At 51.0% G+C, this 23,027-nt stretch carries 16 protein-coding genes and 1 tRNA gene; 13 read left to right on the forward strand and 4 right to left on the reverse strand.

Going from position 1 to position 23,027, the window contains the following annotated elements; all coding sequences use genetic code 11:
• Nucleotides 1–23: 23 nt before the first annotated feature.
• The 13 genes from HQN79_RS02945 to atzF all read left to right on the forward strand — a co-directional run bounded on the left by HQN79_RS02945 (nucleotide 24) and on the right by atzF (nucleotide 15,728).
• Complete coding sequence (locus HQN79_RS02945; RefSeq protein WP_173284200.1) at nucleotides 24–1,421, forward strand: TadA family conjugal transfer-associated ATPase; 1,398 nt, start codon at nucleotides 24–26, stop codon at nucleotides 1,419–1,421.
• Nucleotides 1,422–2,363 (forward strand): type II secretion system F family protein, encoded by a 942-nt coding sequence (locus HQN79_RS02950; protein WP_173284201.1) that lies wholly within the window; start codon nucleotides 1,422–1,424, stop codon nucleotides 2,361–2,363.
• On the forward strand, nucleotides 2,363–3,265 hold the full coding sequence (locus HQN79_RS02955) for a type II secretion system F family protein (protein ID WP_238843410.1): 903 nt from the start codon (nucleotides 2,363–2,365) through the stop codon (nucleotides 3,263–3,265). The genes HQN79_RS02950 and HQN79_RS02955 overlap by 1 nt, the downstream gene beginning before the upstream one ends.
• Nucleotides 3,266–3,323: 58 nt before the next feature.
• Entirely contained in the window at nucleotides 3,324–3,899 is a 576-nt protein-coding gene (locus HQN79_RS02960; RefSeq protein ID WP_173284202.1) for a tetratricopeptide repeat protein, read from the forward strand.
• Nucleotides 3,900–3,902: 3 nt separating this feature from the next.
• On the forward strand, nucleotides 3,903–5,690 hold the full coding sequence (locus HQN79_RS02965) for a hypothetical protein (protein ID WP_173284203.1): 1,788 nt from the start codon (nucleotides 3,903–3,905) through the stop codon (nucleotides 5,688–5,690).
• Nucleotides 5,691–5,796: 106 nt separating this feature from the next.
• Nucleotides 5,797–5,887 (forward strand) — tRNA-Ser (locus HQN79_RS02970).
• Nucleotides 5,888–6,292: 405 nt separating this feature from the next.
• On the forward strand, nucleotides 6,293–7,270 hold the full coding sequence (locus HQN79_RS02975; protein ID WP_173284204.1) for an ABC transporter permease: 978 nt from the start codon (nucleotides 6,293–6,295) through the stop codon (nucleotides 7,268–7,270).
• An 11-nt stretch (nucleotides 7,271–7,281) separates the two neighbouring features.
• Complete coding sequence (locus HQN79_RS02980; RefSeq protein ID WP_238843411.1) at nucleotides 7,282–8,190, forward strand: ABC transporter ATP-binding protein; 909 nt, start codon at nucleotides 7,282–7,284, stop codon at nucleotides 8,188–8,190.
• Nucleotide 8,191: 1 nt separating this feature from the next.
• A complete protein-coding gene (locus HQN79_RS02985) occupies nucleotides 8,192–8,668 on the forward strand; it encodes a CopG family ribbon-helix-helix protein (RefSeq protein ID WP_173284205.1) in 477 nt (158 codons plus the stop codon).
• Nucleotides 8,661–9,404, forward strand: coding sequence for an urea amidolyase associated protein UAAP1 (locus HQN79_RS02990; RefSeq protein WP_173284206.1), 744 nt, complete (start codon nucleotides 8,661–8,663; stop codon nucleotides 9,402–9,404). Before HQN79_RS02985 ends, HQN79_RS02990 begins: the two co-directional genes overlap by 8 nt.
• Nucleotides 9,397–10,035 carry an urea amidolyase associated protein UAAP2 gene (locus HQN79_RS02995; protein WP_173284207.1) on the forward strand — a complete coding sequence of 213 codons (639 nt, stop codon included), beginning with the start codon at nucleotides 9,397–9,399 and terminating at the stop codon, nucleotides 10,033–10,035. The genes HQN79_RS02990 and HQN79_RS02995 overlap by 8 nt, the downstream gene beginning before the upstream one ends.
• A 250-nt stretch (nucleotides 10,036–10,285) precedes the next feature.
• Nucleotides 10,286–13,924, forward strand: coding sequence for an urea carboxylase (gene uca / locus HQN79_RS03000; RefSeq protein ID WP_173284208.1), 3,639 nt, complete (start codon nucleotides 10,286–10,288; stop codon nucleotides 13,922–13,924).
• Nucleotides 13,917–15,728 carry an allophanate hydrolase gene (gene atzF, locus HQN79_RS03005; protein WP_238843412.1) on the forward strand — a complete coding sequence of 604 codons (1,812 nt, stop codon included), beginning with the start codon at nucleotides 13,917–13,919 and terminating at the stop codon, nucleotides 15,726–15,728. The genes uca and atzF overlap by 8 nt, the downstream gene beginning before the upstream one ends.
• Before the next feature lie 23 nt (nucleotides 15,729–15,751).
• On the opposite strand, the gene HQN79_RS03010 is transcribed toward atzF, so the two are convergent.
• The 4 genes from HQN79_RS03010 to glnT all read right to left on the reverse strand — a co-directional run bounded on the left by HQN79_RS03010 (nucleotide 15,752) and on the right by glnT (nucleotide 22,981).
• On the reverse strand, nucleotides 15,752–16,822 hold the full coding sequence (locus tag HQN79_RS03010) for an MBL fold metallo-hydrolase (protein ID WP_173284210.1): 1,071 nt from the start codon (nucleotides 16,820–16,822) through the stop codon (nucleotides 15,752–15,754).
• Between the two features lie 125 nt (nucleotides 16,823–16,947).
• The gene (gene glk, locus HQN79_RS03015; protein WP_173284211.1) at nucleotides 16,948–17,934 is read right to left on the reverse strand and encodes a glucokinase; all 987 of its coding nucleotides are present in this window, start codon (nucleotides 17,932–17,934) and stop codon (nucleotides 16,948–16,950) included.
• Between the two features lie 60 nt (nucleotides 17,935–17,994).
• Nucleotides 17,995–21,183, reverse strand: coding sequence for a phosphorylase b kinase regulatory subunit alpha/beta (locus HQN79_RS03020; RefSeq protein ID WP_173284212.1), 3,189 nt, complete (start codon nucleotides 21,181–21,183; stop codon nucleotides 17,995–17,997).
• 436 nt (nucleotides 21,184–21,619) lie between these two features.
• The gene (glnT, locus tag HQN79_RS03025) at nucleotides 21,620–22,981 is read right to left on the reverse strand and encodes a type III glutamate--ammonia ligase (RefSeq protein WP_173284213.1); all 1,362 of its coding nucleotides are present in this window, start codon (nucleotides 22,979–22,981) and stop codon (nucleotides 21,620–21,622) included.
• Nucleotides 22,982–23,027: the final 46 nt, after the last annotated feature.

A 23,027-nucleotide genomic window follows, 5' to 3' on the forward strand; every position in this document is an offset into this window, starting at 1 on the left:
AAATTTCGTGAGCGGGATGAGAAATGGGGATTAAAGAGCGGTTACTACAAGTTGAGCAGAATCGCACGGGACATAAGGATTCTGTCGCCGAGCGACCCTTGGAGCCAGCTCCGAAAGGTGTTAAGTCACAAGAGATCGCAAAAAACTCGACTTTTGTAGAAATCAAAAAACGCTGCCAAAAGAAGGCGGCGGACGATGAAGCTTTTTATAAAGCGGAAAGTAACGAAACCCGTCAAGAGTTACGCCCGCGACTGGAAACCCTGGTCAGGGAAGTGGCTCATGAGATGCGCTACCCGCTTTCGGAACTGGAAGTTCGCCAGCTCGGCGTCGAATTGTTGGACGAAATCTACGGGTTGGGGCCGATCGAGCCTTTAATGGCTGACCCGACCGTTTCCGATATTCTGGTGAACGGCTTTGATCAGATTTACGTTGAGCGCGCAGGTAAACTTGAACTGACTGATATCACCTTTATCAGCGAAGAACACCTGCGTAATAAAATTGATCGCATGCTCTATCTTACCGGACGTCGTGTTGATGAATCCTCACCGCTTGTCGATGCGCGTTTGCCGGACGGCTCGCGAATCAATATCATCATTCCACCGTTGGCCGTCGACGGTATCTGCGTCTCGATTCGTCGCTTCCCGGATCAGCATCTGCGTGCCAAGGACATGATCTCGCTTGGTACCATGACCGAACAGATGTATCAATTTCTGGAAATGAGTGTCCGTTCCGGGTTGAACATGATTGTCTGCGGAGGTACCGGTTCCGGTAAAACAACTACGCTGAATATGCTTTCCGGTCTGATTCCGGAGGATGAACGAACTGTTACCATCGAAGACAGTGCCGAATTGAGAATGCAGCAGACACATGTGGTTCGCCTGGAAACCCGTCCGCCAAATGCGGAAGGTGTTGGCGAAGTGACTCAGCGCGAACTGCTGAAAAACGCTCTGCGAATGCGCCCGGATCGGATTGTTCTGGGGGAGGTCCGTGGTGCGGAAGTCCTTGATATGCTTCAGGCGATGAATACCGGGCATGAAGGCTCTCTTGCAACGCTGCATGCGAACTCGCCGCGGGATTGTATCGCCCGACTCGAGTTGATGATTAACCTCAGTGGTGTCGATATTCCGGCAACGTCTATCCGCAAGCAAATCGCCAGTGCCATTGATCTGATTATTTTTGTCAGCCGCGGAAAGGATGGGCGACGTCGTGTCGAATCGATTACCGAGGTAACCGGGGTCGAAGAGGAAAACGTTGTCTTGCAGGAATTGTTTACTTTCGAGAGTCAGTTTGACGAAATTACCGGGCGGGTCAGAGGTCGATTCAAGGCGACCGGGATTCGTCCGAGCAGCTCGGCAAAATTTTCAGCCAGCGGCTTGAAGCTACCGGCTTCACTGTTTACTTTCAGTCAGGATGTGAGCTAGATGGATTGGATTACGCTGTTGTTAGCGACCCTGGTACTGATACCGATCGTATTTGCTTTCTGGGGATTTCGCAAAAAACATCAGATAGAAGCGGAGTTAAAGGTTCGCAAACTGATGCTGCGTATCGGTGTTGCGGAAGAGAAGAAACTCAGTTTCGAGGAGTTGCTGCTGTCGCAGGGCGATCGAGGCTGGTTTCAGTTTTTTGTAGTTAAATTCAAGCAGGCCGGCATTGTCGAGCGAAATGAAATTGTCCGCATCCTTCTGATTCAAGGGGTGTTAATCGCCACTTCATTGCTGTTGATTGCAGTGAACCTGCTTCATCTCAGTATGAATATTCTATTGCTTGCTCTGCTGTTGCCGATGCTGCCGACCTTATACTTGATTATTAAGGCTTCGCAGCGTCAGGCGCAGCTGCGTAAAGATTTCCCGGAAATGCTGGATTCCATTGTCCGTTCATTGCAAGCCGGGTTCGGTATCGACGGTGCTCTGCAGAATATTGCCGAAGATTCCAAGGGGCCTTTGGCCGAAGAAATTGCCGAAATACATAAGCAGCTTAAACTCGGTATCAGTCTGCGTGAACTGCTACGTGAATTTCAAAGCCGTGTCAGTCTTCCGGAAGCGAGTTATTTTGCGATTACGCTGATCCTTCAGCGGGAGAGTGGTGGCCAGTTAACGGCGATTTTAAAGGAGCTTTCTCGCCTGATGCGCAGAAGGGAGAACTTTCAAGCCAAGTTGCGCACCTTGACTGCCGAGTCCCGTTTTACCGCCTGGTTTATCGGCGGAATGCCGCTGGCTTATCTCGGTTATAAGCTGATTTTCGATTATCCGGCCATGCACTTCTTTTTACATGATCCGACGGGGGTCAAGTTATTGAGCTTGTCGGTATTTCTGATCCTGCTTGGGGCGGTGATATTGAGAAATATGTTAAGGATTCGTTTTTAATGGCGCTCTCAATCGGAATTACTCTGGCCTTTATCACCGTTTTGATGCTGGTGATGTTTTTTTCTCTGGCGCAAGTCTTCAGGGAGAAGCATCGTTTGCAAGAGAAGAAGGATCGTTTCCGCAAGCGAGTGGGGTTGGGAATTGACTTTACCCAGAATTTCGGAGCGCCTTACGATTGCTGGTGGTGCCGTATCGGGCGTGCTCTGGGGAGTAAGAACCCAAAGCAGTTACAGATTTTGCAGACTCAGCTGGTCGGAGCCGGTTTTCGTGAAGAGTGGCATATTGGCGCCTATTTCTTCATTAAATTCATGCTGATTTTCCTCGCTTTTTTTCTCGGCTTTGTTTCATGGGTGTTCAACGGTACCTCTCCGCTTTTGATGATTGCTTTGCCTTTAGTCACGATGTTTATTCCTGAGAGGGTTCTGGTTCGGCAGGGTGAAAAACGTTTGGAGAAGATTAATAATCAACTGCCGGATTATATCGATATGATCACCATCTGCATGAATGCCGGCCTCAGCTATCTGGTAGCGATTCGACGCGTAACTAAGGAATTACAGAATTTATCGCCCGAGATCTGTTTTGAATTCGAGTATCTGGTCGAACAGATTCAGATCGGGGTGCCGCGCGTTGAAGCGCTGGAACAGTTTGCTTATCGCAACCCGACGCGCGACATTCAGAATCTGGTGCAAGTGCTGGTTCAGAACGAGAAGTTGGGAAGTTCCATCAGTGAAGCGCTGACTAATTTTTCGCGCAGTATGTATCAGGACAGAGAAAACCTGATGGAAGAAAAGGCCGCTAAAACGTCGGCTAAAATGGCGATTGTTATACTGCCCTTTATGTTGTTCCCGTATGTTGTTTTATTGCTGGGCGAGAAACTGGTAATGCTGGGAAGAGGGTTTTAATTTGCGATCGTTTAATTTCCGAGTTTTTCGTTATAAAGCCCTATTGTGGGTTCTGGCGATGTCCGTTTCGGGTTGTACGACAGTGTCGAATGCGCCGGGTAGTGCCTCTTTTCCGAACTACAAAGAAGCTTCCGAGCCTTTGGTGACTTCTCTGGATGAAAAGGCTGAATATGAGCTGATGCTGGATTTGGCCGTTATGGAAATTAAACAGCGGCGATACGAGCGGGCGGAAGGGCTGTTACAAAAGCTTCGTAAAATAAATCATCAGGATATCGAAGTGTACCGGATGCTCGCCAAGGTGTATGAGGGGCAGGAAAAACGCCATCTGGCGCTCCTTGCCTGGAGGCAAATTATCCAAATGCCGAACCATTCGGTTGAAGATGAGGGTGAATATGCCCGTATGGCTTTGGCCGAAGATCAATTTACCTTGGCTGAAGCGGTTTATCAGCAGTGGTTGCAAAGTGATTCTCTGGTTCGCCGCGTCAGTGCGCTGAATAATTTGGGCTTCAGCCGACTTTTGCAAAAAGATTTTGCAAGCGCCAAGTCTTATTTTAATCAGGCCTTACAGCTCGATCCTTTAAACAGCAAAGCACTGAATAATCTGATTTTAGTTGATGCTTTGACGGAGAAGTAGTCTATGCGCAAGGAATTAACAAACAAGTTCGGATTGCACAGACAAAAAGGCGTGATCACTCTGATGGGAGTAGGGGGCATTGTTGCCGCACTGTTTGCCTTTGAGTTGGTGATGCAGTACAGCAAACTCAAGATCATTGATCACGAGTTGGATAACTATGCGCGAAGCGTCGCCGAAGTTGCCCTGCGTTCGGAAATGGCCTTGACCAAAAAAGGCCTGGAATCCGGTGGTATGTCTCTGGCTGCCTCTGAGGTGATGAGTAATGCCGTTCTGGCTCAGGTCGGTTATGACGCATCCTCCGACGGTTTGGATGGTGTGGATTTCGACAGTTTAAATAAAGAGATTACCTTCGGGAATTTTGCATCCGACGGCCATTTTTACGCGCTGGGAGAGGAAAATCCGGATTATGCCGAGAGCGCAGGTTTTGGTACCTATAAAAGTAATCCGCGTCTGGCTTTGCAGGAAATGATCGACAGCGGTGGCACCGATGTGGACAGTTTGCCGAAATTCAATGCCGTCGCCGTTCAACTGTGGACCAACGATAATTTTATGGGCGTCTATACGCCTCAGGGGCGCGCGCTGTATGGCGCTTTGCCGAGTGATAAAGAGTGTTTCTGCGACGTGCGTTATGAAAGTTGTGTCGGCGGAGAATTAACCAAAGCGGATATTCTTGAAAGGCTCTACCCGAGCGAGCCTCCGGGACTGGTTAAAGGTTTGCTGGGTGGCTTGTTGGGCGGAGGGGCTTTTCCCGAGCACTCACTGACCGAAGCGGAAGCCGATGCAATCGCCTCGGCGATAGCGATTCCGAACTCTGACGCGCGCAAAAATTATTGCGAATACGGTTTTACCGCGACTCACCCCTCCCGTGTCGATGAAAGCAAGTACCCGTACATTGATTTCGCGTTGCGTCAGGGGTGGATTGGTATTCCGCCAATCGAAGAAGACAGCGGTGTAATTTTAAATTTACTGGCGGAAAGTAATTACTCTAGAGAGGACTATTCAAGTAGCCTCGGACAGTTGCCGATTTTTATCTATGATGGCGCGGATACGCTGTCTAATGAAGCCGGGCTTCTGACTACGGTAGATGAATTGTTGGTGCTTCTCAATCCGGATTCAGGTTCCGGTTCGGTCTTTTCTGAAAACACGGATGCTACCAATCAAAAAGCTACCGATCTGGACAATAATGGAGAGAATTACCGTTGTTCGCTTTTGACGGCCAATGTCGATGTTTCGCTTTTGGGTGGTTTAACCGATACTTTGGGCTTGACTAACGATGCATTGGCAGCGCCTTGTGATAGTCTGGTGCCACAAGTCGGGGCGCTGCTTAATACCTTGACGGACCCTCTATTTGAGTTACTCGGGCCTCTGCTCAGTCTGTTGGCTGGGGCGCTTGATGGATTGCTTGATGTTCTTGGTCTTTCTGCAGATGGACTGGAGTCCATTTTAGATAATTTGCTGGATCCCAATGTGGTTGTTCACGACCCGCTTTATATCGGTCGCTCAGGAACTTGTATCTACGGGACGGACTCGACCAATGTAACTCCTCAACGTTGTCTGTATAACAGTAGTAACGTGACTTATCAGAGTTGTAATTATCTTTTGGCTGACGATGGTTCCGGAATGCCGAATGTGGGGGTTCCGTCGCCGAGCTTAGTGAATCGCCTCAGTATTTACTTGCTTGGGCCGGTCAAAGACTTTTCTGCTGGTGTTGAAAGCCTGAATTGTGAAGTGGAATATTTCCGTTATGTGCAACCTGCTTTCCGAGCCGGTTCTTGGCAGGAAGTTAATTAAAACCGATAAAATTGCCTGCGAACAGGCGATCAGAGATTTATTGCAAAGTAACTCCATCCTGGGCTAGACATCATAATTTATCCTGAGTATAATTCAGCCCCTGTTCGGAGAGCTGTCTGAGTGGTTGAAGGAGCTCGCCTGGAAAGTGAGTATAGGTTAATCGCCTATCGGGGGTTCGAATCCCCCGCTCTCCGCCAAATCCGACAAAAACCCGCTTTTATAGCGGGTTTTTTTATGCCTGCAATAAATTCAATCCTGCGTGTTCATGTTGAGCTTTGATGTGGCTTTATCAGTAAAATCCTTCTTACTCTTCTGATTTCTCCGTGCTTATCTTGTGTTCTCATTCGATTGAATCGGGACGACTGAAAGGAATGTGTTGGCATTTCCCTTTTTGCTGATTCAATTCGCCTGGACTGGTCTATCCATAATAGGGCAGGGTGTTTCATTTTGGGGCGCTTGTATTGGCATTTCATCTCTTGTAATGATCGATATCTAAGCTGTATTACTGCATAAAAAACGCTTTTGGGTCTTGGCACCGTCATTGCTTATTACATTTTTAATAAAGCGTAATAATTTTTGGCTAGGTAATGTCGAGGCTGCATATGTCCATAAACTTTTCAACATGGTTCACGCCCAGAACTCCGCTGGATAAGTCTTCCAAACGTCTGTTGACGTTCGGAAGTTTTGCGATTCCACTTTTGCTGTGGTGTCTATTCAGCTATGCGCCTTTTTTATGGCATCCGCAGGTTGAAATTACTCAGTCAGGCGGGGTCAGTTATTTCCGTGAGGGAACACTGGTCGATAAAGAAGTTTTCCAGAAGATTGTCGACAAGAAAATCGCCGAAAACCCTGAGATTAATGCCTCTGAGCTGCCGCAGGGAATTCCTTCCAATCCGGTTTACCTTCCTGCGCCACATGAGGTTGCTACGGCCTTTTATACCGCATTTACCACGCCGCCTAAAAGAAGTAACGAACCCTGGTTGCATGAAAGTCTGTGGCATTCGATACAGGTGATTGCCTGGGGCTTTTTCTGGGCCATGCTTTTCGGAGTGCCTTTAGGTGTCTTGGCGGGAACCTATGCTTCGGCGTCACACGTAATCGAGCCTTTTACCGAATTCTTCCGTTATCTGCCTGCTCCTGCCTTCGGCGCTCTGGCCGTGGCAATTCTCGGGATTTACGATGCACCGAAAATCGCAATCATTTTTATCGGAACCTTTTTCCAAATGGTGCTGATTGTCGCGGCGACCACTCGTAAATTGAATATTGCGCTGGTGGAAGCGTCTCTGACACTCGGCTGCAAAGGGTTGCGGATGATCCGACGCGTGATTCTGCCGGGCATTCTGCCGGATCTGTATCGCGACATGCGTATTCTGCTGGGCTGGGCTTGGACCTACCTGATTGTTGCCGAGCTGATCGGTACCAGTTCAGGGATTACCTGGTTCATTACGCAGCAGGCACGTTATAAGAATTTCGACAATGTATTTGCGGCGATTCTGATTATCGGGATTATCGGACTGGTAACCGACATCATTCTTGCTCGTCTCGGCAAGCGTCTGTTCCCTTGGCATAACAGTAAATAAGGAAGATTTTTGTGAATAGTCACCCTCTGAACGAATGGATTACGCCCGAAATTCAGGATAGAAACGAACGTATTCTGAAACGTCCGCCGGTACTGGATATCCAGAAACTGCATAAATCTTTCGAGCATAAAGGCAAGCCGGTCGAAGTCCTGCGCGAGATCGATTTTACCGCCTACAAAAGAGAATTTATCTGCGTTGTCGGGCCATCCGGTTGCGGAAAGTCGACGCTGGCCAGATTGGTGGCCGGTCTGGAAACCATCGACGACGGACAGATTTTGATGGATGGCGCAGCAGTCAATGCACCGGGACCGGATCGCGGCATGGTCTTCCAAAGTTATTCGCTGTTCCCGTGGATGACGGTAAAAGATAACGTTATGTTCGGAATGGTTGAGTCGGGAATGTCGAAATTGACGGCCGAATCGGAGGCTTTGCAGTGGATTGATCTGGTCGGTCTTGAGAAGTTTGCCGATTCCTATCCGCATCAGCTTTCCGGGGGGATGAAACAACGTGTCGCGATTATCCGCGCTCTGGCAAATCAGCCGAAAGTTTTATTGATGGATGAGCCTTTTGCGGCACTGGATCCGAAGAACCGTCTGAAAATGCAGCAGTATCTTTTGGAGATCTGGCAGAACATCGATATCACGATTTTCTTTATCACTCACGATTTGGATGAAGCCATCTACCTGGCTGACCGGATTCTGGTTCTCGATGCGCACCCGGGACGCGTTAAGGAGGTCGTGAATGTTCCTCTGCCGAGACCGAGAGAGGAAGAGACGTTTTTGAGTCCGGCTTTCATGGCAACCAAAGCCTATCTTGAAAGCCTGGTGCACCATGAGGACGAAGAAGTCGAAGATATGGAAGACAAGTTAAAGATGGTGCGAATGGTCTCCGTGAATTCTGAAGTACCGGACATTTTCTGATATGAAAAGACCTAGCACCCTAATTAGAACCAGCGCGTCGCTACCGGAAGAGGTCCTCAATGAACTTGAGTGGCTGACCGGTCAGCGCAAGCTGAAAAACCGCTCCGCCCTGTTGGTTGACCTGATCCGTAAGGAAGCCTCGGCTTTCCGTCAGGATCATACCAATGAAGTCATGGCGGGAACATGTACGCTGGTTTACGACCATTCGATTGCGGGTCTGCAGCAAAGTCTTAATCAGTTAAAGCATAAATATGTCGCGGAAATTATTTCCACCACACAGGTTCAGCTGATGGACCAACATACGCTGGAGGTCAATCTGATGCAAGGGCCAGCGCAATTACTTAAACGGATCAGCGACGAGATGATGTCTTTTAAAGGCGTCAAAAACAGCAACCTCTATCTGACCCATTCGGCGTTGCCGCCGATTCATACGACGACGGATGTCAGTCGTTTAACACAGGAGAAAAAACATGCCTGAGGCACCTTCTTACAACGGTTTTGTTTGGAAAGAATTGATTCCGGCAGGGGCTCACTGGTCGGGTGTCATTCGCCGCGGTACGGTGCTGCGTATGACTGATCTGCAGGGCGGAGCGAATGTTTCGATGCTGATCAATAATCTGGAAGTGAAAAATGAACGTTACAACATGCCGGATACGTTAAAAGCGCAGAAAACCGCTTTTTTGACCACGCCGAATATGTGTTTCAGTGATATGGGACGTGTGATGTGTTCGGTGATCGCTGACACCTGCGGTTGGCATGACACTATCGGCGGATTGTCCAATGCGAATATGCTGCAGAAAAAGTACGGTACGAAAACTTATCAGGAAGCGCATAACGACTATTTCAAAAACGGTCACGACAGCTTGATCAACGAGCTGGAAAAGTGGGGTCTGAACGAAAGCGATATTATGCCGAACCTGAACTGGTTCAGTAAGGTTCGTGTCGAAGACGACGGCAGCATGACGTTTGTCGAAAACAACTCTGCGGCTGGCGACTATGTTGATCTGCGTTTCGAAATGGATTGCATCGTATCTCTGTCCACGGCGCAGCATCCGATGGATCCAAGTCCGGAATACAACCCGAAACCGGTCGAGTTGAGTGTCTATAAAGCCATGAAGGTCGAGCAGGACGATCCTTGTCGTCTGCATCGAGGAGAGAACGAGCGCGCTTACTACAACACCAAAGTTTTTTACGGAGAGAACCCAAATGACTAAGTTTGACGAAAATCGAATCGTTTACCGCGAAGTGGTAAAAGCCGGCGATCCGTGGATGCACGAAGTCAAAGCCGGGCAGTATTTCCGTATTGTCGACCTGGAAGGAAATCAGGCGGTCGACACGCTTTTCTATAACGCTGCAGATCAGGCCGAACGCTATTCGGCTACCGACACCATTCGCGAGCAGGGCAAAATTTATCTGACAACCGGTAGCGAACTGATGTCCAACCGCGGCAATAAGATGCTGACGATTGTCGATGACACCTGCGGTCGCCACGATACCATCGGCGGCGCCTGTTCAGCGGAGAGCAATACTGTCCGTTATGCGATCGAAAAGCGCCATATGCATTCGTGTCGTGACTCTTTCCTGATGGCTTTGGGAAGTTGTAGCTGCAACCACGGTAAAACCATGAAAAAGGAAGACCTGTCGAGCAATATCAACTTCTTTATGAACGTGCCGGTTTCACCGGACGGGCATTTGGACTTCGATGACGGTATTTCCGCTCCAGGCCGCTATGTCGAGATGAAAGCGGATATGGACGTGCTGGTGCTGGTGTCTAACTGTCCGCAGTTGAATAACCCGTGTAATGGGTATAACCCGACGCCGGTCGAAATGATTATCTGGGAGTAAAAAACGATTGCGAAGAGCAAGAGCTGTGTTGGGCGGTGCTCGAAATCCTCATGTATTTGAATATACACTCCGGTTTCTGCGCTCCGTCCGCCTTGCTCTTGAACTTCTCATCAGTTTTTTAAACCGTCAGCTTCAAGTTCAAAAAACTTAGCGAACGCTTTAAGCAAGAAACAGACACTGAATAACAAAAAATCTAGGACGACCTAGTTGAAATAAATTGCCTCGGAACGATCCGAACAAAGGACACTCAATGTTTAGCAAAGTACTCATTGCCAATCGTGGCGCTATTGCCACCCGCATTATCCGCACCCTGAAACAGATGAATATACAATCTGTGGTGCTGGCATCCGATGCCGATCGCGCATCGCTTCATGTGCGCGAGGCGGACGAAGTGATTTTTCTGCCGGGCAATGTGGCCACCGAGACCTATTTGAATGTGCCATTCATTCTCGAAGAGGCGGAACGTCTGGGCGTGGAAGCGGTACATCCCGGTTACGGTTTTCTGAGTGAAAATACCGGCTTTGCCGATGCCTGTGAAGCCGCCGGTATCCGTTTTATCGGGCCACGTGCGGAACATATCCGCGACTTCGGTTTGAAACATACGGCCCGCGAACTGGCGATTCAGGCGGGTGTGCCGCTGCTGCCAGGTTCCGGTTTGCTGGATTCGATTGAGCATGCCTTGCAAGAAGCGGAACAGATCGGTTATCCGGTTATGCTGAAAAGTACCGCCGGGGGCGGCGGAATCGGTATGCAGCGCTGTAATAATGCCCAGGAATTGAGTGATGCCTACGAACAGGTCGAACGCCTCAGTCAGAACTCTTTTGGTCAGTCGGGACTGTTTCTCGAGAAGTTTGTTGTCAATGCACGTCATATCGAAATCCAGATTTTCGGTGACGGCCGTGGTGAAGTCGTCTCTTTCGGCGAGCGTGACTGTTCATTGCAGCGCCGTAACCAGAAAGTCGTTGAAGAGACACCGGCCGTCGGTATCAGCCGCGAACAGGTCGCTGAAATGGAAGCGCATGCGGTCAAATTAGGAAAGGTGGTCGATTATAAATCCGCCGGAACGGTCGAGTATGTATACGATGCGGATCAGCAGGCGTATTACTTTCTGGAGGTGAATACCCGTCTTCAGGTTGAGCATGGTATTACCGAAGCGGTGCGCGGGGTTGATTTGGTCGAATGGATGATTCGTGTTGCTTACGATGAAACCTTGCCGCTTTCTGCCGATCAGATTCCGGTTGCGCAGGGACATGCGATCGAAGTGCGTGTTTATGCCGAGGATCCATTCAAGAATTTCCAGCCGAGTACCGGTAAATTGACCGGCTGGGAAATGCCTAAGGAGTGTCGTGTCGATACATGGTGCGAACGCGGCGTCGAGGTCAGCTCATTCTATGATCCGATGCTGGCGAAGATCATTGTTAAAGGTACGGATCGCGAAGATGCGGTGACTCGGATGCAAACCGCTCTGGAAAACACGCGTATCGACGGATTTGAAACCAATGCCGCCTATCTGGAAGCTTTGTGTGGCAATGATGCGTTCAGACAGGCAGACGGACTTTACACCCATTTCCTGAACAGTTTTATGCACACGCCGAATACGGTGGAAGTGACGCAACCGGGAACCCATTCGATGATCGTCAGTTATCCGGGACGCGTTGGTTACTGGGATATCGGCGTACCGCCTTCCGGGCCGATGGATGCCTTGTCGCACCGTCTGGCCAACCGCTGTCTTAATAATGCGCTGGATGCCGCGACGATTGAAATGACGGTGTCTGGTGTTGGTCTGACTTTCGATGTCGATACGGTGATCTGTATCACCGGGGCGAATGTGCAGCCGACGCTGGATAAAGAGCTGATTCCGCAATGGCAGGCGGTAAAAGTGAAGGCCGGCCAGCAGTTGAAAACCAAAGTGATCAAGGATGCCGGTCAGCGCGCTTATCTTGCTGTGTTGGGTGGTTTCGACGTGCCGGATTATATGGGCAGTAAAACGACTTTCTCGCTGGGCGGATTCGGTGGCCATGGCGGCCGTCTGCTCCGAGCGGGGGATGTTCTGCGCGTGCCTGTTGTTCCTATTCCGGAAGATCTTCTGACATTGCCGCAGCAAACGATTCCGACCTTCGGCAACGCGTTCGAGATCGGTGTCATTTACGGGCCACAGGGAACGCCGGACTTCTTTACCGAAGAGGACATCGAAAAATTCTTTAACTGCGACTGGGAAGTACACTACAACTCAAGCCGTACCGGGATTCGTCTGGTCGGGCCTAAGCCGCAATGGGCGCGTAAGGACGGCGGGGAAGCGGGGCTTCATCCGTCGAATATTCACGATAACCCTTATGCGATCGGTGCCATCGATTTTACCGGCGATATGCCGGTCATTCTGGCGCAGGACGGCCCGAGTCTGGGGGGCTTTGTCTGTCCGGCGACGATTATCGAAGCCGAACAATGGAAGATGGGGCAGTTGCGCCCGGGCGATAAGATCCGTTTCAGACCGGTGACCATTGAACAGGCCGAGCAGGCGTTGAAGGATCAGGAAGCGGCTATCGATTCTTTGCAAACTCCGACCGTTGCAGAACTGTCTTTCCTTGCTTCGCCGACGGAACAGTCGTGCATTGCACACGAGGTTTCTTCCGACGCGCATGAATTCGGCGTTAAATACCGCCGTTCCGGTGACAGTCATGTCTTGATTGAATACGGCAGAATGGAGCTAGATCTGGCGCTGCGTTTCCGTATTCAGGTATTGTTCGAACGTCTCAAAGAGTATCGCGATAATCAAGCGGATTGGGCGTTCTTGAAGGATCTGACACCGGGAATTCGCTCCTTGCAGGTGCATTACGATCCTAGAAAAATTTCTCAGAACGAACTGATCGATAAACTGATCGCACTGGAAGAAGAGATCTCTTCCGGTAAGGATCTGACGGTGAAAAGCCGTATTGTTCGTCTGCCGCTGTCCTGGGATGATCCGAGCACGCGTCTGGCGATCGAAAAATATATGACCACGGTGCGTCCGAACGCGCCATGGTGTCCGAGCAATATCGAATTCATTCGCCGTATTAACGGTCTGGACTCGATCGAAGACGTCAAGCGTATTGTCTTTGACGCCAAATACCTGGTTATGGGGCTGGGCGACGTCTATCTGGGCGCGCCTGTCGCGACGCCGCTGGACCCGCGTCACCGTCTGGTGACCACCAAATACAATCCGGCGCGTACCTGGACGCCGGAAAATGCCGTCGGTATCGGCGGCGCCTATATGTGTGTTTACGGTATGGAAGGGCCGGGCGGTTATCAGTTCGTCGGTCGGACCATTCAGATGTGGAACGCCTATCACCGTACCCGCTTCTTTACCGAAGAGAAGCCGTGGCTGCTGAATTTCTTCGATCAGATTCACTTCTATCCGGTTTCCGAGGAAGAGCTGGCACAGGCGCGTCTGGATTTCCCGTTGGGACGCTTCAGTATCGATATCGAAGAGACCGAGTTGTCGTTGAATGCTTATCAGGCCTTCCTGGAAGAAAATAGTTCCAGTATCGATGAATTTAAGCAGACTCAGGGCGCGGCTTTTGAAGCGGAACGTCTGTACTGGGAAGAGTCCGGGCTGGCGAATTTTGAAGCCGAAACGGCGCAGGATGAAATTCAAAGTGAAGGTTTGGGTGAATTGCCGGACGGTTTCGAAGCCGCCTTGTCGCCGATTACCGGCAGTGTCTGGAAACTGCAGGCCAAACCGGGCGATAAGGTGCAAGAGGGCGATACCATCGCCATACTGGAAACCATGAAAATCGAGGTGGCGGTCGAAGCGGAAATTGCCGGAACCGTGACTGAAATTCTGGTCAACGAAGGTGATCTGATTCAAACCGGACAGGCGTTGATGGTGCTGGAGGAGAATGAAAATGTCTGAGATCGATTTACGTCTGGATGCTTTGAAAAACGCCTATCAAGAGAAAACCCTGACGCCACGAGAGGTCGTATCGCACCTGCTGGAGAAGGCGACGGCTTATAAAGAACATAATATTTTCATTACGCTGCTCGACGAAAGCGATCTGGAGCCTTATCTGAGCAAACTTGAGCAGAGCGACCCGCAGAGTCTGCCTATGTGGGGAGTGCCGTTTGTCATCAAGGACAATATCGACTTGGCGGGCATTCCAACTACGGCTGCCTGTCGCGAGTATACCTACAAGGCGCAGCAGTCAGCCAAGGTAGTTGAGCTGTTGATTGATGCCGGTGCCATTCCGATCGGTAAAGCCAATATGGACCAGTTTGCAACCGGTCTGGTCGGTACGCGTTCGCCTTACGGTGTCTGTCATAATGCTTTTGATTTCGAAATGATTTCCGGCGGCTCCAGTTCCGGTTCGGCGGTCGCTCTGGCGTTGAACCTGTGCAGTTTCTCGCTCGGAACCGATACCGCCGGCTCCGGGCGTGTGCCTGCGGCTTTTAACAACCTGGTTGGTTTAAAGCCGACCAAAGGCCTGCTCAGTTCAAGCGGATTGATACCGGCGGTGCGTTCGCAGGACGTCATCAGCGTGTTTGCGTTGAATGCGCAGGATGCCGCTCAGGTATTCGATGTGGTGGCTCAGTTTGATGAAGCGGACGAATTCAGTCGTGAATTGAGCGATCTGACCCCGCCTGTCTGGAATAAACAGCCGGTGATCGGAATTCCTGATGCCGCGAGTCTGGTTTTTGATGGCGATAAGCAAGCGCAGGCGAATTTTGAACAGACGGTGGCGACTTTGCGCTCGGAAGGCTTTCAACTGGTGGAAGTGCCGTTTGCCGACTGGCTGGATACCGCAAAACTGCTGTATGGTGGTGCCTGGGTGGCGGAACGTTATGTTGCGATCGAAGATTTTATCGAGCAGCATGAAGCGGATATGGATCCGACCGTAGCAACAATTATTGCCGGTGCGCGTTCTTTAAGCGCCGCCGATGCCTATAAAGGCAGCTATAAATTACAACAGGCGCAGCGCAAGACAGCCTTGCTTTGGAAGGCGTCAGGTATTGATTGCATGATGACGCCGACTACGCCGACGATCTATTCGATCAAACAGCTTGAAGAACAGCCGATCGAGCATAATTCCATGCTCGGAACCTACACCAATTTTATGAACCTGCTGGATTATGCGGCGGTGGCCATGCCGACCGGTTTCCGTGACGATCAGTTGCCGTGCGGCGTGACGCTGTTTGCGCCGGCCGGTAGCGATAAGGCGTTGTTGCAGCTAACCGATGCGCTGCACGGGAAGTTTGTTTCCACTTCCGGGGCTAAAGGGTTGCCGGTTCCCGCTCCGAATAGTGACGGCTTTGCCGATGGTCGGGTCATCCCTCTCGCGGTTGTCGGCGCGCATTTGAGCGGTTTTCCTCTCAATCAGCAGTTGATCGAGCGCGGTGCAACCTTGCTTGAAGAGACCAAAACTGCGCCGAAATACCGTTTCTACGAGTTAAATGAACGTCCGATTCTGAAACCGGGACTGGTTAAACAGCCCGAAGGTGGTGAATCGGTTGCTCTGGAGGTTTGGGCCATGCCGAAAGAACATCTCGGCAGTTTTCTGGCCTTGATTCCGTCGCCGTTAGGACTGGGGAAAGTCGAATTGATCGATGGCCGAGAAGTGGTCGGGTTTATCTGCGAGCCCTACGGAATCGAAGGCGCCAGAGAGATTACCGAAACCGGAGGCTGGCGCAATTGGATGGCGCAACGACCGCAAGAGAGCTGATTGATTTGCGGTTTTAATTTTATCTATTGCTGCCACCAGGCGGATTGCCCGGCCGGATTCTGTAGCGAGGTAACCTCTCCCATTATCGGGAAGGTTGCCTTTACGCCTTTTCCCGCTGCTGCCTTTGAGATGCGCTCAAAAGGTTCTTTCCATGGATGCATGGAAAGTTTGAAGCTTCCGTTGTGAATCGGGAATAGCCATTTACCACCCAGATCCAGATGCGCTTGAACGGTTTCTTCCGGCATCATATGGATTTTTCGCCATCTTTGATTGTAGGCTCCGTTTTCCAGAAAGGTCATGTCAAAAGGTCCGAGACGCTCTCCTATCTCTCTGAAACCGTCAAAGTAGCCGCTGTCGGCTCCGAAATACAGATTGTATTGCGCGCTTTTAATTACCCAGGACGCCCAGAGTGTTTTATTTCGATCAAACAGGCCGCGTCCCGAAAAATGCTGCGCCGGCGCAACGGTAATTTTCAGAGTGTCATTCTCGGCCGCCTCCCACCAATCCAGTTCGCTGACCTGCGACGGATCGAAACCCAGATTCAGGAGGTGTGACTTGATGCCTAAAGTGGTATATACATGACCGATCCGGTCTTTAAGTGCGCGCAGTGTCGGCTCGTCGAGGTGGTCGTAGTGGTTGTGTGACAGAATCAGAATGTCGATAAACGGCATTTCGTCAAGCGTAATCGGCAGGTCGTGAAAACGCTTTGGTCCAAAGAAAGGCACCGGCGAGGTTCTTTCTGAGAAGACCGGATCGGTCAGAACAAAACGGTTATCCAGACGGAACAACAGGGTCGAATGCACAAAGCGCACTACGGAACCTTCCGGCATGGCCAACAGATCTTCTCGGCTTAATCGGTGTACCGGAATCTGCCCGTTTTCGGGTTCCAGTCCCTGGGTATCCTGCACGAAGAGTTCCCAAAGGATTTTGCTGGTTTCGGTAAAGCCTAGATTCTGCTGATCCATTGCACTGGCAAAAACACCATCCTGATAAAAAGAGGCGCTGAAGCGCGGATTCACTTCCCGGTTTGCACAGCCGGCCAATACCAAGGGGGCCAGACTCAGCGCCAGAATTCTTGTGCACAGTTTTTTCATTACAGGTGTCCGTTTTTTTGAATATTCATTCAGTGATCATAAACAGGAATGGAAAAACAGTGAATAACCCTTTCTACGATTGATTTGCCTAATACACCAAAAACCGCAGGTAAGTTAATTCATGATTACTTGATTGCAAGCTGTTTTGAAGCGTAGTGCGCGGCACCGAGAAGCGGAGCTTCCGGGTTGTCGACAATGCGCAGTGGAATGTGTTCGATGGCGTGTGTCATCCGCCCTTTGTCGAGAAAGCCTTCGAGAAAACCGCCGGATTCGAGTGCCGGACGGATTTTGGGGGCGATGCCGCCGGCGATATAAACACCGTTGCGCGGCAGGCATTTCAACGCCAGATTACCGGCTTCGGCGCCGTAAATACGACAGAAAAGACGCATCACTTCGCTACACAGCACATCTTCCTGCTGTAGGCCTGCGCGGCTGATGACGGCATTGCGATCGGTTTGCTGCATTTGTGCTTCCAGTTCCGCATTGGCTTCGGCGAAGTTGATGCTTTTGAGAAAGTCGTACAGATTGCCGAAACCGTCGCCGGCAAGAATCCGCTCCAGACTGACATGGCCATTGAAGCGCTGGCGTAAAAAGACCAGCAGCTGGTCTTCCAGCGCATCTTGTGGTGCGAACTCGCAATGACCGCCTTCGGTCGGCATGGCATGGTAGTCCCGTCCATCGTAAAACAGAATTGCTTCACCCAGTCCGGTACCGGCAGCAATCACGGCAATGTGTCCGGCTTCCTCATGGGCATCAGGATTGAGCTCGTGAAAATGGTCAAGTCGCAAAATACCATAAGCGGCCGCTTCCAGGTCATTGAGCAGATGTACCTGCGGGATATTCAGCTCGTCAGCGATTTCTGCGGCATCTATGATCCACGGAAGGTTGGTGGTAATGCAGCGCTGAGACTTGATCGGGCCGGCGATTCCAAAGGTGGCTGCGTCGATCAGTGAATCGGAACCGAGAAACTCCAGCAGCAGGTCTTCAAAACGCGTATGGCGCCCGCTGGGATAGGTTTCCTTGCGGATCTCTGTCAATTCTCCTTGGTCACTCTGGTAGAGCGCGAGTACGGTTTTGGTACCGCCAACATCGCCAGCAAGAATTCGAACCATGGTTGTTATCTCCTCTAAAAAGCCTCGGAGGGCTTTGGTTCCCGATGAAGGTTATTTTCGCTATTTGCCTTTATGCAGGAAGCGGAAGGCGTTCACGATTGCATTAGCCGTTTCATGCGGAGGGCAATAGTAAAAATCTTGCCACGCCTGCTCGCGCTGACCGTCATAGGCGATGATTTCGTTGCCTGTCTGCGATAACCAGCGAAGGCGGACGGCGTGCCCGAGAATGACATCGAGAATCATGACGTCGTTCGAGCGTAAATCCGGATTCGCTCGCATAATCATGCCCAGTACCATAAGGGCCTCGTAGTAGAGACGGCGGACTTCCGGTACCGGTGTTTTATTGAGCAGGTGATCGACCTTGTCCTGGAAAAGCTTTTCGCCGCGAGTCATATTGGCGCTGAGCGAATGTTCAAGGCGGCGTTTTGGGTTCCATTGATCGCCGATAATGACACCGGCGGTTTGATTGACGACGTCCCAGACGCCTTCGTAGAAACCGTCCGGATAGCGACCGATACTGCCGTTGATTTTACGCCAGTGATGCCAGTCGTCCGCCTGACCCAATTCCGGGTCCATATTGGATTCAAACTTCGGCAGTTTCAAATCCCGGTCGCTGTTATCGAACTTCATCTGCTCTTGCTGATAAAGCTCTTCCTGAACGTCTGCATAGTGTTCCAGAACGTATTCCAGCGCCTGCGCGATTTCGAAAGGTGCCTTGGTCATCAGCAGATCCATGGCGTCGCTGGCACTGTAATTGGTTTCGGCATGGCGAATATGTCCGGCGAGAAGCTGCAGCAGCTGGCCGGTACGAATAAGGGTCATATTGCTCAGCAGTTCAGGTCGCGAGCGGATCAGCAAGCCAAGATTGAGAATCAGTTCCTGGGTCAGAATCTGCGCCCGCTGATCGTCCGGATTGAACTCTTTGATAATGCGAATGATCTCATCCGCGCCGGCCGGTTGTCTGAAGGTCGAGTGTTTGCTGTATTGACGCGAAACGCTCAGGGCGATTTTACGCACCAGAATTTCGGTGACCGCGCCTTCCAGGTTGATATCGTGTTTATCCAGCCACGCTGCGGCGCGACGTGTAATGTCCCAGTTGTTCAGTTCGCCGGCGGCCAGATAGATTTCATCCATCAGTTTACGCAGGCTGCAGGGGGTGCCTTCGGAGTCGGTCAGACCGCTGTCGAAGTCTCCGTCATGGCGCGCAAACAGAATCTGCAGCAGGGCAAACTGATCCTGCAGATTATCGGTGTGGATCAGCTGGGCGATCAGCGCGTCATCGTTCCACTGATTACAGGTGTCGATATTCAGTGTCGACGGTACTTCATCCCCGCCTGCCTGAAGAACCAGACAAGGGTTCGCCTGCGAGAGTTGTTCGTCGTTGTCGCCCGGTGCTTGTTCGAGATAGTGCAAGCTGCGTTTGGCCGAGGTCGGCAGGAAGTTTTTCAAAGAGCCCAGTTTCACCGGTATGTCATCAAAGCTACCGTGGCGGCACTCTTCCATAAATTCCAGCAGCGCCCGGCTACCGCCTTTACTCAGCATGGATTGGTTGACCACCATTGCCACCAGCGGACGGCCGGGTAAATTCCACTGTCGGTAGATATAGCCCATTTCCATTTTCAAACGTCGAACCAGCATGCGGTTGTCTTGGGTGAGATAGAAATCGTGACGGCTGAGAAACTGCGGCTGGAAAATAAAGCGGTTGCCTTCATACTCGTATACGCAGGAAGTCGTCAGTCCTCTGGGGTTGCGATGCGGGCGGCCGCTCAACGCCAAACGCTTCGAACGCCCGAGCCATTCAAAGGCATCGGCCAGCGAACTGGCCTGTAAAACCTGTATCGGCTTGAGTTCTTGCAGAGTTTGCGTGACCAGCCCGTACTCATCCAGTTTATTCTGTACCTGATCGTTTTCGGCGATCAGCGAAAACTGAATCTGTTTGCCGAGGTTTTTACCGATGCAGTTATGTCGTCCAAGCGGATCAATGTCGGTAATATCCAGCAAACCGTCCTGAATCAGTGCGCCCAGAATATACAAACTCTGTGCCCAGACCAATGGAACGTTTTCATTCGCTTCGCGTTTTTGCGAGCCGGGATTTTCCCGTTCGGCTTCGATTTTATCCAGCGGTACATAGTAAAGTTCCGGAAGCAGTTTCTGACCGTCTTGTTCAATCAGAAGACCTTCAAGTTTTTCCCGGTACTCGCGGGCTTGTTCGGGTTGATCGGTAAACAGGTAGTGCAACAGAAGATAAGTGAAAAACAGCGGCCATTCGCATTCGATGTGCTCGAACTGTTTCATCTCTTCGGGTTCGTAGTGCAGGCGGTTGGCGTCTTCGTTGGCGGCCTGATGGCCGTCGCGAAGAAAGCGTTTGCAGCCGTAATGACCGGATAATTTGCCGATCACTTCATCCAACGTTTGCTCGACAAGATCGGCGTCCTCGACGGCAAAAGCCGGAAAGCCGGTGATGCTTAGCGTAGCGGCATCCACTTCTTTGGACAGCGATTCAGAGGGCAGCGCGGCTTCCAGCGTAATCCGTGCCCGGGCGATTTCATCGGGGATAACATGGATGACGCTGCTTTCGCCGCCTTCGGAGCCGAAACAGTTGAAGCCGTCCATCGCCTCCAGCGCCGCCTTGGCCATGCCGACCGAGCTGCTGTTGACCTCGGCGATACCGTGATTGATTTTATTACCGCGTTCCCAGATGCCGTAATCCGGCGTACGGTAAGCGCGGCCGATATAGTGAACCAGGTTTTGAATAAAATGCACTTCGTCCATCGAGAAGACAATCCGCAGGCCCGAAGCGGTCATTTGCGCCAGCATCAGGAGGAACAGGCTGGTTGCATCCAGTTGCAGATGTCCCCATTCGTCATCGCCGACGACCGGGTCGCCGGTTGCAGTGGCGTATTTGGCGTGCAGGGCATCGAGCGGGTCCTGGGAGTGTTTAAAGGCTTCAACTTTGTGCGCCTGCTTCATCATGGCAATTAACAGACCGCGCATCAGCTTGACGACATTCTGTTCCAGCAACACCGCTCGTCCCTGGGTATCGTCAACCCGGCGGTAAGCCAGTCCCAGGCCCCAGGCCGCCAGGATGCTGTAGACGTTGTCACGTACCCAGGCATCGGTATAGTCGCCATGGGCGGTAATAGCGGTACTGGCCGGCAGAAGGCCGGTAATCGGATTTTGTCGGGCAAGAATAATGTCCGACACCTGTTGATAGTAGCGGTCTAATGTTTGCCGGGCGTTTTTTTTCATGTAACTTCCCTGTCGATTCGGTTTCGGGACTTGGCTTTTCCCAAAATAGAAGCAGTTTCCATTCCTTTTCGACTGTTTTGAATAAAATCGTGGGGCACGAAATCATTTCACCGGCTCGCGGGTAACCGTTATCTCAGAGACGGGTCCTGGTCAGAGACGATTCGAAAAATTTCATAACAATCTTATTTGAATCATAGCAGAGAGCCGTGCTCAAAAGTCTCTATTTGTATAAAACAAACGTTTCGCTGTAACGAGATCATTACAAGGTCGCAACGGGATCTTGCACACCCTGAAAAAAGGGGGGCGAGGTGGTGTAGCGGAGTTAGAGTCTAGGATGGTTCGGATAGGAAGTTGCTTGGCAGAAGAAAAGGTTATCGAGTTAGACACTGCCTGCGATTGCAGGCAGCTCATGAATCAACCGGTAAGACAGGTGGTCTTAGAAAAGATGGCTGTAGCGTTTGATTTCCCAGGCGGAAATGGTTTCGTGGTATTCACGCCATTCGCGTCTTTTATAGGTAATAAACTCGTCACGCAACTCTTTGCCGAGAACCTCTTCGACAAACGGGTCGGCTTCGAAGGCTTCAACCGCTTCCAGAAGGTTTTGCGGTAGGAATTCGATGCCTCTGGCCAGGCGTTCTTCTTCGCTCAATTCATACAGGTTGTCTTCCTGAGCGTGGCCCGGATCGAGTTTTTCGCGAATACCCTGCAGGCCGGCAGCCAATACCAGTGTCGCGGCTAGATATGGGTTGACCGAACCGTCGGCATTACGCGATTCGAAGCGTCCGCCGCCCATAGGAACGCGGATCGAGTTGGTACGGTTGTTGGAGCCGAAAGAGTTGAAAACCGGTGCCCATGAGAAGGTTTTCATATCCCCTTGACGAACCAGACGCTTATAGCTGTTGACCGTCGGCGAGAAGACGGCGCACAGTGCAGGTCCGTGCTTGATGACTCCGGCGATGAACTGATAACCCAGTTCGGTCAGGCCAAGTCCGCGAGGATCGTCCTTCGGATCGCATTTAAAGACGTTTTCACCGGTCTCTTTATCGAACAGCGACATATTGAAGTGCGCGCCGTTACCGGTTTTGTCGGCATAAGGTTTCGGCATAAAGGTCGCCAGCAGGCCTTCTTCCTGTGCATAGTGTTTGGCCATATAACGGAAGAAAATAAAACGGTCGCACATGGTCAGAGCGTCGCTGTACTGGAAGTCGAATTCGAACTGTCCATTGGCGTCTTCATGGTCGAAGGAGTACAGATCCCAGCCGAGGTCGTTAATGGTGGTCGCCATCTTATCCAACCAGGTAAAACGGTTCATGAAACCGCGTACGTCGTAGCACGGCTTGATCAGTCTGTCGTCCGGATCCGGAACCGAAAGGCTGCCGTCTTCCTCTTCTTTCAAAACGAACAGTTCGCACTCGATTCCCAGGTTAAACCCGAACCCCATCTCTTCGGCTTCGGCAAGAACTTTTTTCAGTGCAACACGGGTATTGATTTCATAAGGTTCGCCGTGCAGAGTGTTGTCGGCGGCCATCCACATGACTTCCGGCTGCCAAGGCAGTTGGATCGCACTGTCCAGATCGGGTACCGAAGCGATTTCATCATCGTTCGGACTCTGTCCCAAACCGTCCAGCGCATAACCGGTATAAAGCTCGGAACCTTCGACCATGTGTTCCAAATGGTCGATCGGCACAACTTTCCCTTTCGGAATGCCGTGAATATCAACATAGGCGCCAAGGCAGTATTTAACACCGCTGTTTTTCCATTCTTTTTTAAGTTGTTTTACATCCATTTCAACGTTCATTTAAGGTCTCCTTAATTCGGTAGCGTTGTGTATTCGGTCGACAGAC

Source organism: Thiomicrorhabdus xiamenensis (assembly GCF_013282625.1).
Classification (GTDB): domain Bacteria; phylum Pseudomonadota; class Gammaproteobacteria; order Thiomicrospirales; family Thiomicrospiraceae; genus Thiomicrorhabdus; species Thiomicrorhabdus xiamenensis.

Coding starts and splice junctions, on each gene's coding strand:
- HQN79_RS02945 (WP_173284200.1), top strand. CDS start 24: ATGGGGATTAAAGAGCGGTTACTACAAGTTGAGCAGAATCGCACGGGA.
- HQN79_RS02960 (WP_173284202.1), top strand. CDS start 3,324: ATGTCCGTTTCGGGTTGTACGACAGTGTCGAATGCGCCGGGTAGTGCC.
- HQN79_RS02955 (WP_238843410.1), top strand. CDS start 2,363: ATGGCGCTCTCAATCGGAATTACTCTGGCCTTTATCACCGTTTTGATG.
- HQN79_RS03020 (WP_173284212.1), bottom strand. CDS start 21,183: ATGAAAAAAAACGCCCGGCAAACATTAGACCGCTACTATCAACAGGTG.
- HQN79_RS02985 (WP_173284205.1), top strand. CDS start 8,192: ATGAAAAGACCTAGCACCCTAATTAGAACCAGCGCGTCGCTACCGGAA.
- HQN79_RS03010 (WP_173284210.1), bottom strand. CDS start 16,822: ATGAAAAAACTGTGCACAAGAATTCTGGCGCTGAGTCTGGCCCCCTTG.
- HQN79_RS02965 (WP_173284203.1), top strand. CDS start 3,903: ATGCGCAAGGAATTAACAAACAAGTTCGGATTGCACAGACAAAAAGGC.
- atzF (WP_238843412.1), top strand. CDS start 13,917: ATGTCTGAGATCGATTTACGTCTGGATGCTTTGAAAAACGCCTATCAA.
- glk (WP_173284211.1), bottom strand. CDS start 17,934: ATGGTTCGAATTCTTGCTGGCGATGTTGGCGGTACCAAAACCGTACTC.
- HQN79_RS02990 (WP_173284206.1), top strand. CDS start 8,661: ATGCCTGAGGCACCTTCTTACAACGGTTTTGTTTGGAAAGAATTGATT.
- HQN79_RS02975 (WP_173284204.1), top strand. CDS start 6,293: ATGTCCATAAACTTTTCAACATGGTTCACGCCCAGAACTCCGCTGGAT.
- uca (WP_173284208.1), top strand. CDS start 10,286: ATGTTTAGCAAAGTACTCATTGCCAATCGTGGCGCTATTGCCACCCGC.
- glnT (WP_173284213.1), bottom strand. CDS start 22,981: ATGAACGTTGAAATGGATGTAAAACAACTTAAAAAAGAATGGAAAAAC.
- HQN79_RS02950 (WP_173284201.1), top strand. CDS start 1,422: ATGGATTGGATTACGCTGTTGTTAGCGACCCTGGTACTGATACCGATC.
- HQN79_RS02995 (WP_173284207.1), top strand. CDS start 9,397: ATGACTAAGTTTGACGAAAATCGAATCGTTTACCGCGAAGTGGTAAAA.